Annotated in this window: 8 protein-coding genes; 2 read left to right on the top strand and 6 right to left on the bottom strand. The window is 68.5% G+C overall.

What is annotated here, in order from left to right:
* Positions 1-15: 15 nt before the first annotated feature.
* Positions 16-1,152, top strand: a complete 1,137-nt coding sequence (locus tag DT074_RS16545) for a hypothetical protein (protein WP_119420962.1) — start codon at positions 16-18, stop codon at positions 1,150-1,152.
* On the opposite strand, the gene DT074_RS16550 is transcribed toward DT074_RS16545, so the two are convergent.
* The 5 genes from DT074_RS16550 to gbd form a co-directional block, all read right to left on the bottom strand.
* A complete protein-coding gene (locus tag DT074_RS16550) occupies positions 1,149-1,460 on the bottom strand; it encodes a DUF1272 domain-containing protein (protein WP_119420963.1) in 312 nt (103 codons plus the stop codon). The genes DT074_RS16545 and DT074_RS16550 overlap by 4 nt on opposite strands.
* A gap of 129 nt (positions 1,461-1,589) precedes the next feature.
* Positions 1,590-2,024, bottom strand: a complete 435-nt coding sequence (locus DT074_RS16555) for an RT0821/Lpp0805 family surface protein (RefSeq protein WP_119420964.1) — start codon at positions 2,022-2,024, stop codon at positions 1,590-1,592.
* Between the two features lie 104 nt (positions 2,025-2,128).
* On the bottom strand, positions 2,129-2,353 hold the full coding sequence (locus DT074_RS16560; protein ID WP_119420965.1) for a hypothetical protein: 225 nt from the start codon (positions 2,351-2,353) through the stop codon (positions 2,129-2,131).
* 97 nt (positions 2,354-2,450) lie between these two features.
* On the bottom strand, positions 2,451-3,245 hold the full coding sequence (locus DT074_RS16565; protein WP_119420966.1) for a potassium channel family protein: 795 nt from the start codon (positions 3,243-3,245) through the stop codon (positions 2,451-2,453).
* A complete protein-coding gene (gbd, locus tag DT074_RS16570) occupies positions 3,242-4,375 on the bottom strand; it encodes a 4-hydroxybutyrate dehydrogenase (RefSeq protein WP_119420967.1) in 1,134 nt (377 codons plus the stop codon). Before gbd ends, DT074_RS16565 begins: the two co-directional genes overlap by 4 nt.
* 145 nt (positions 4,376-4,520) lie before the next feature.
* Here gbd and DT074_RS16575 point away from each other — a divergent pair, with 145 nt between their 5' ends.
* On the top strand, positions 4,521-6,131 hold the full coding sequence (locus DT074_RS16575) for a hypothetical protein (protein WP_119420968.1): 1,611 nt from the start codon (positions 4,521-4,523) through the stop codon (positions 6,129-6,131).
* 92 nt (positions 6,132-6,223) lie between these two features.
* Here DT074_RS16575 and DT074_RS16580 read toward each other — a convergent pair.
* Positions 6,224-6,587: PRC-barrel domain-containing protein (locus DT074_RS16580; protein WP_162914957.1), on the bottom strand; the 364-nt coding region annotated here is incomplete at its 5' end.

The raw sequence follows: 6,587 nt of genomic DNA on the forward strand, positions 1-6,587 counted from the left end.
GCGGGGGGCTCGGCCGTGTGGCGGCGCATCGTCGTTTTCTTCGTCGTCTATCTGTTCGGCTTTATGATCGGCCTGCCGGCCGTCGTGCTGTATTTCGTGCAGAGCGAGATCGGTCCCCTGCAATGGCCGCCGCCGCCCGCCTTCAGCTTCGATCCGGCCTGGACCGTGCAATCCGGCAGCTTCGTCGATGCGGCGCGGCTGCTCGCCGCCGATCGGCAGGTGGCCGACCTCCGTCAGATCCTGACCCAGGCCGATGCAGCGGCGGCGTCGGTCAATGCCGATGGCACGCTCGCCGCGGCGGCGCGGTTCCGCGATGCCGGCCGCACCGAATACGGCATTGCCACTCTGCTCGCGCAGTACGGCGTGACCAGGCGCGAGCGGCTTGCCGTGGGCGAGCGCATCACGGCGCGCGAAGGCATGACCGGCCTGTTGCTGCGCGACCCGACGCGCCTGCTGGTGGTGCTCGGCTTCCAGCCCGGCGCGGCGGAGCGGCGCCTCGCCCGCATGCCGGGCCTCAACCTCGTGCCCAACCCGGCGGCGCGCAAGGTGCCGAGCAAGCGACAGTTGATGCTCGTCGGCGCCGGCGTCTTCGGCTGGGCGCTCCTTCAGTTCTTCATCTTCGGACGGGCGGCGAGCTGGGTTGCGACGACGAGCGCCGCGCCGGGCGTTGCGCCGGTCTCCGCCGCCGTGCTGGAGCAGCGGCTGATGGCGCTGAACGGGCGCGACCTGCCGTTCACCGTCACCCGCGGCACGCGGCCGAACGAAATCCTGGTCGACTGGCGCTATGCCGATGCGAAGTGGTTCGACCTGATGCGCGTCGCAGGCCTGCGCCGCACCTTCCGCCTGACCTTGCGGCTCGACGAGCGGCGTCACGCGGCGCGGGCGATGGATTCGACCGTCGATCTCGGCTGGTCGGCCAGCGCCGGCGGCGTCGATTTCCGCTACCGGCGCAACTGGGGCATCACCTTCTTCGCCTATGAGCGCGGCGGCGTGCTCGGCTTCCAGTTCAAGCACGGCCGCCCGACGCTCGACCCGGCCTATACGTGGCGCTTCAACTTGAACGAATTGCGCGGGCCGGTGGCGGAGGTGGTCACCGGTTCCGGCTGGCGCTACCAGCCTGTCATCACCTTCTTCCGTCCCGTCGGGGGCTAGCGGCGCTCCGGGGGAATGCCGCGGATGCGTGCGCTGTGCGCCGCGATCTCTTCCAGCGTGTAGGACAGCCGTATGCGCGTCGTCGATGGCGGCCGCTTGGCTGTGGAGAGGCCTGGCCGCCATTCCTGTACCGGGCGAATCGGCCGAGGGACGAAGCCGCCCCCGCAATTCGGGCACACGTCGTGCAGCCGGTCGTCCACGCAGACGGCGCAGAAGGTGCACTCATAAGAGCAGATGCGCGCGTCCGGCGCTTCTGGCGGCAGGTCCTTGTCGCAGTATTCGCAGTTCGGCCGCAGTTGCAGCGCCATCGTCGCCTCGCAGGGTCTCACGCGGTGCGCGACAGCATTCCGCGCGTGCCAGAGCCGCGCCATGACAAGTGATTGCGCTTTTCCGCCAAGTGCCCCGGTGTGCCCAACTCTGCCCGGACGAGGCAGATATCAGTTCATCAGCCGCCACGTCCCGTCCGGCTGCAGGCAGGCGGTGCCGTAGCTCGGCTGTACCGCGCCGCCGATGTTCAGGTTCGCCTGATACTCCCGGCAGTGCTGCCCCTGCGGCGTCTGGAAGACCGGCGATGTCGGGTGCGCGGCGACGGCCGGCCCGCGCGGCACCGGGACGTAGAACACCGGTGGCGGCGGCGGATAGTAGTAGACGACGCGCGGCGGCGGCGGTGGGTAGTAGAAGCGCGGGCCGTAATAATAGTAGGCATGACGCGGCGGGCCGTAGTGACGGTGCCCATAGTGCCGGTGCCCGTAATACGGCCGTCCGGTCGAGTAGCTGAACGAGAAGCTGTCGGCCGCCGCGGGTTGCGGCAATGCCGCGAAGCCGGCCCATAGCGCCACGGCCAGACCTGCAAGCTTCAAGGCCCCGGTCATCGTTACATCCTCCTGGCGACCCGGCCCCGCCCGCCCGGTCGCGTAGTCGAATGTTAGCAGATTCCCGAATCTTGGCGCCATTGCGGCGACCGCCGGAAGGCCCCTCAGTACCGCGCCACCTTGACCGTGGCGCCATCGTGACGCGCGATCTCGCCGGGCGCCGTGGGAAGGCTGTCGTCGCGCCGGCAGTCATAGCTGGCCGGATTCTCCGCCCCGGCGGCCTCCGGAACGTTCAGGGCGACGAGGCGCCGCGCCGCCGCCACGCCCTCGGCCAGGACGTGGAAGCCGGTTGCGACATCGTCGATAGGGGAAACGCGATAGCTCGGCATGGCAACCCCGCCATGTTGGGTATTCAGGCGAATATGGAAGCCGCGGCCCGAAGGTCCACGCCGATTGGGAGCACAGGCGAAAAAATTCCGGGCGCCGTCAGAATGCCTCGCCGTCGCTCGGGATGTTCAGCACCCGGCCGCAATGCTTGCAGTGCACGGCATCCGGCTCGTGCCGCTGCAATCCGCAATCCGGGCAGGGGAAGTTGACCTTGACCGGCCGGAAGATCGACTGCACCAGCCGCAGGAACAGGCCGACGCCCACCACCATGATCACCACGGCCAGCACGCGGCCGACCGTGTCCTGCATGGTGATGTCGCCGAAGCCGGTGGTGGTCAGCGTGGTGACGGTGAAGTAGAGCGCGTCGAAATAGTTGTTGATCGCCGGATTGCGGCTGCCCTCGACGACATAGACGATGGCGGTGATCACGAACACGAAGACGAACAGATTGATGCCGGACTGGATCACCTCCTCGTTGCGGCGGAACCACAGCCAATCCCGGCGCAGCTCGCGCAGCAGGTGATAGGACCGCATCAGGCGCAGCATGCGGGCGACGCGCAGGAAGCCGAGATTGTCGGTGAAGGCCGGCATCAGCAGCGACAGGATCACCAGCGCGTCGGCGATCGAGGTGAAGCGCAGCGCGGAGCGCCAGGCGCTGTTGGCGACCAGCATGCGCGCGACATAATCGGCGAGGAGGACCGCCGCGATGAAATAATCGAGCGCATAGAACCACAGCGCCGGTTCCACCAGCGACGAGGCGATGAAGAAGATGATGGTGACGATGTCGAAGCCGAGCAACGCATAGCGGAAACGCTGCGCGGTGACGTCGTTGCCATAGTAGAGGGCATGCAGGCGGCGCCGGAGCGAGCCGTCCGGCGCCGTCGTCTCGCTCACGCGTAGGCCTCGTCCAGCATCGCCCGGTAATCGGCGACCGTGGCGGGCCGCGGATTGGAGTTGTGGCTGTGGTCCTTCGGCGCGTCCTCGGCCACCTTGTCGAGGATTGCGGCTGGCACGCCCATCGCCTTCAGGTTTGCCGGCAGGCCGAGCCGACGGTTCAGCGCCTCGATCGCTTGCGCCACGCCTTCCGTGGTGCCGTCGACGCCCATCACCCGGCCGAGCTCCTTCAGCTTGCCGCCGATCGCCGGGGCGTTGAAGCGGATCACCGGCGGCAGGAACAGCGCGTTGAGCGTGCCGTGATGCAGCGAGGGCTGGGGCAGCGCGCCGAGCGGATGGCTCAGCGCATGCACGGCGCCGAGACCCTTCTGGAACGCCATCGCGCCTTCCATCGCCGCCATCATCATCTGCCAGCGCGCCTCCCGGTCGTGCCCGTCCTGCACCGCGCGCTCGAGGTTTCCCCAGGCGCGGCCGAGCCCGTCCAGCGCGATCGCGTCGGCCGGCGGGTTGATCTGCGGCGAGAGATAGGTCTCGATGCAATGCGCGATCGCGTCCAATCCGGTGCCGGCGGTGATGCCGGGCGGCAGGTCGAGGGTCAGCTCGGGGTCGCACAGCGCGAGCTTCGGGATGATATGCGGGCTGATCAGGCCGAGCTTGCGGCCGTCATCCAGGATGATCAGCGCGCCTCGGCCGACTTCGCTCCCCGTCCCGGCGGTGGTTGGGATGGCGACCAGCGGCGCGACATTCGGCTTGATGCGGGCGAGCCCGCCTTCGATCAGCATGTAGGGCTTCAGGCTGTCGCCCGCATGCGTGGCCCACAGCGCCACCGCCTTGCCGAGATCCATGGCCGAGCCGCCGCCGAGAGCGACGATGCCGTCGCAGCCCTCGGCCTGGTAGATCCTCAGCGCATCGCGCGCCGCCGCCTCAGTCGGGTTGGCCGGCGTGCCATCATAAACCGGCATCGCGCGGCCCGCCGCTTCCCGTACCCGCTGCACGAGGCCCGCCGCCACCACGCCCTTGTCAGTGCAGAGCAGCGGTTTCTTGACGCCGAGCAGGTCGAGCTCCGCCGGCAGCAGCTTCAGGGCGCCGAAATCGAACTGGATGCGGGTCAGATAGGTGATCAGCGCCACAAGGCCCTCCCGGGGAAGTGTTGTTCGTCCGTCATGGACATCATGGTCCGATTTTTCTCCGCGTCTCCACCATTTGATGGTGGCGGGTTCGCCGCCGGCCGACCTAGCATCCGGGCCGCTGTGGCGGAGACGCGGGGGATAACGCATGATTGGTCGGCTCTTCACCATCGCTGTTGCAGGCGCCGGCCTTCTGGCCGGAGGGGCCGAAGCGCAGATCAAGTCGCCGGATTGCGGGGCTCTGGCAAAGTGGATCCAGGCCAGCAATTTTTCCGAGCGCGAGCGCCTCAACCCCTATGTGACCACGAGCTTCTCCAAGCCCGTCATCGGCGAGGGCTTCACGCGCCTGTTCGGCAAGCCTGCGAAGAGCTTGTCTCAGGCGGATGTCGCCGCCGCCCGCCAGGCGGTCGATGGCTGCGAAAAGGCGGCCGCGCGGGCCAAGGATCGAGCGACGGCCAAGCAGTTCGCCGGCCTCGAGGCCGAGATCGCGCGCAATCTCGGCCCCGTGCTCGCGATGATCGAGAAGGCCGATGCTACGCTCGATCCGGCGGTGGATCGGCTGGTCGCCTTCCCGCCCGGCATGGACATGCTGCGCGTCGTGGTGGGCATCCGGCATTTCCTCGCGACCGGCGACGACCGCGGGGTGAGCGCTGTCTATGGCGGCCACGTCGATCGCCGCATCGAGGCGGAGGTGAAGGCAGTCTTCACCGCGTTGCGCAATCTACCCGGCGATACCGCCTCGAAGCGCCTGCCAGCGAAGATCGATCCGCTCTACGCGCCGTCGCGCGACGTCGTATTGAAGGAAGCACAGGAACGGCTCGCCGCCGCGCCGGCGTCGGTCGCGGGCTTGCGCGATCTGGACCGCGACCTCGAGCGCACCAAGACGACCCTCGGCAAATTGATCCCCGCGGCGGAGCTCGCGCCTGTCGACGAGGCGGCGGCGAAGCGACGCATGGCTATTCACGACCAGCTCGTCGCGGAGGGCAAGGGCAAGATCGACGCGATGCCGGTTTCGCTCTCCAGCCTCGCCATGCTCAGCCAGTCCGGCGCACGGCCGCTGTCGGCGGGCCTGCCGCCGGAACGGGTGCAGGAGCTGGAGAAGCACGCCGATGCGCGGAAGGAGGTGATCGCCGATGCGGTTCTGAAGGCCGGTAAGGACAAGCTCGCCGAATTCCCAGCCTCCTTCGAAGGTCTCGCCCAGCTCGACGGTTTCCAGCAGAGCTTTCGCACCCAGGCCGGTCCGCAGATCGGCATGGCGAGAGTTCAGCAATTTGACGGCGCGATGCGCAATCGCGTGGCGGAGCTCGCCAAGGCCGCTGCGCCGGATTTCAAGAAGCGGCTGGCGGCGTTGCCTGAGACGCGCGAGGGAATCGCCACGCTCGACGGCCTGATGCAGGGCGAGGTCGCGCGCCTCGCGCGGCTCGACAAGGCCGATATCATCGGCAAGAGCTTCGCCGAGCCCGCGGCGGCGCGGCGCGCCGACATGCTGGCCGCGGTCGAGAAGGAAGAGAAGCGGCTGGAGGCCAAGGCGCTGCCGGGGCAGAGCTTCGCTACCCCCAATGGCATGCTGAAGATCGAGTTCCGCGATCGCAGCCGGGCCTATGTCACCGCGCCCACCGGCGACATGGTGGAAGCGAACTGGGAGCAGGACGGCAAGCGCGTGATCGTTCGCGTGCCGAACAGCAACATGGTGCTGGAGCGCCAGGGCGGCAATCTGGTCGGCGGCGGCTGGGTGTTGCGGCCGGTTGCGGCGAAATAGGGAACGCCCGCTGGCGCGCCTCCGGCCGGCGGGCGCAAAAGGACGGCGCCCCCATGAGGGGGCGCCGCTAGACTTCGTTACTTGCGATCTCGCTACTTCGCGCGCCAGGCACCCTTGTCCTTGGTGTATTCCGGCATGGCCTCGATCTGCTCCTTGGTGAGCGAGGTCGTGGCCTGCAGCTTGCCCGCGTCGTCGCTCATGATGCGGATCTGGTCCCAGCCGACCGGCACGGTGCGCTCGCCCAGGCCGAGCACGCCGCCGGTGCCGAGCATGATGCTGGTCGCCTTGCCGCTGCCGTCGACGACGACGTCTTTGATCTCGCCGATATTCTCGCCGTTGCTGTTCTTCACGTCGACGCCGACCAGGGTGGCGGCGCCGATCGTGCCCACCGGGCCGGCAGCCGGCGCGGTGCTGGCGGTCGGCGCGCGCGTCGCCGGCGCGGTGTCGGCGGCGGTG

Origin of the sequence: Desertibaculum subflavum, from assembly GCA_003576705.1 — a bacterium.
GTDB classification, from domain to species: domain Bacteria; phylum Pseudomonadota; class Alphaproteobacteria; order Ferrovibrionales; family Ferrovibrionaceae; genus Desertibaculum; species Desertibaculum subflavum.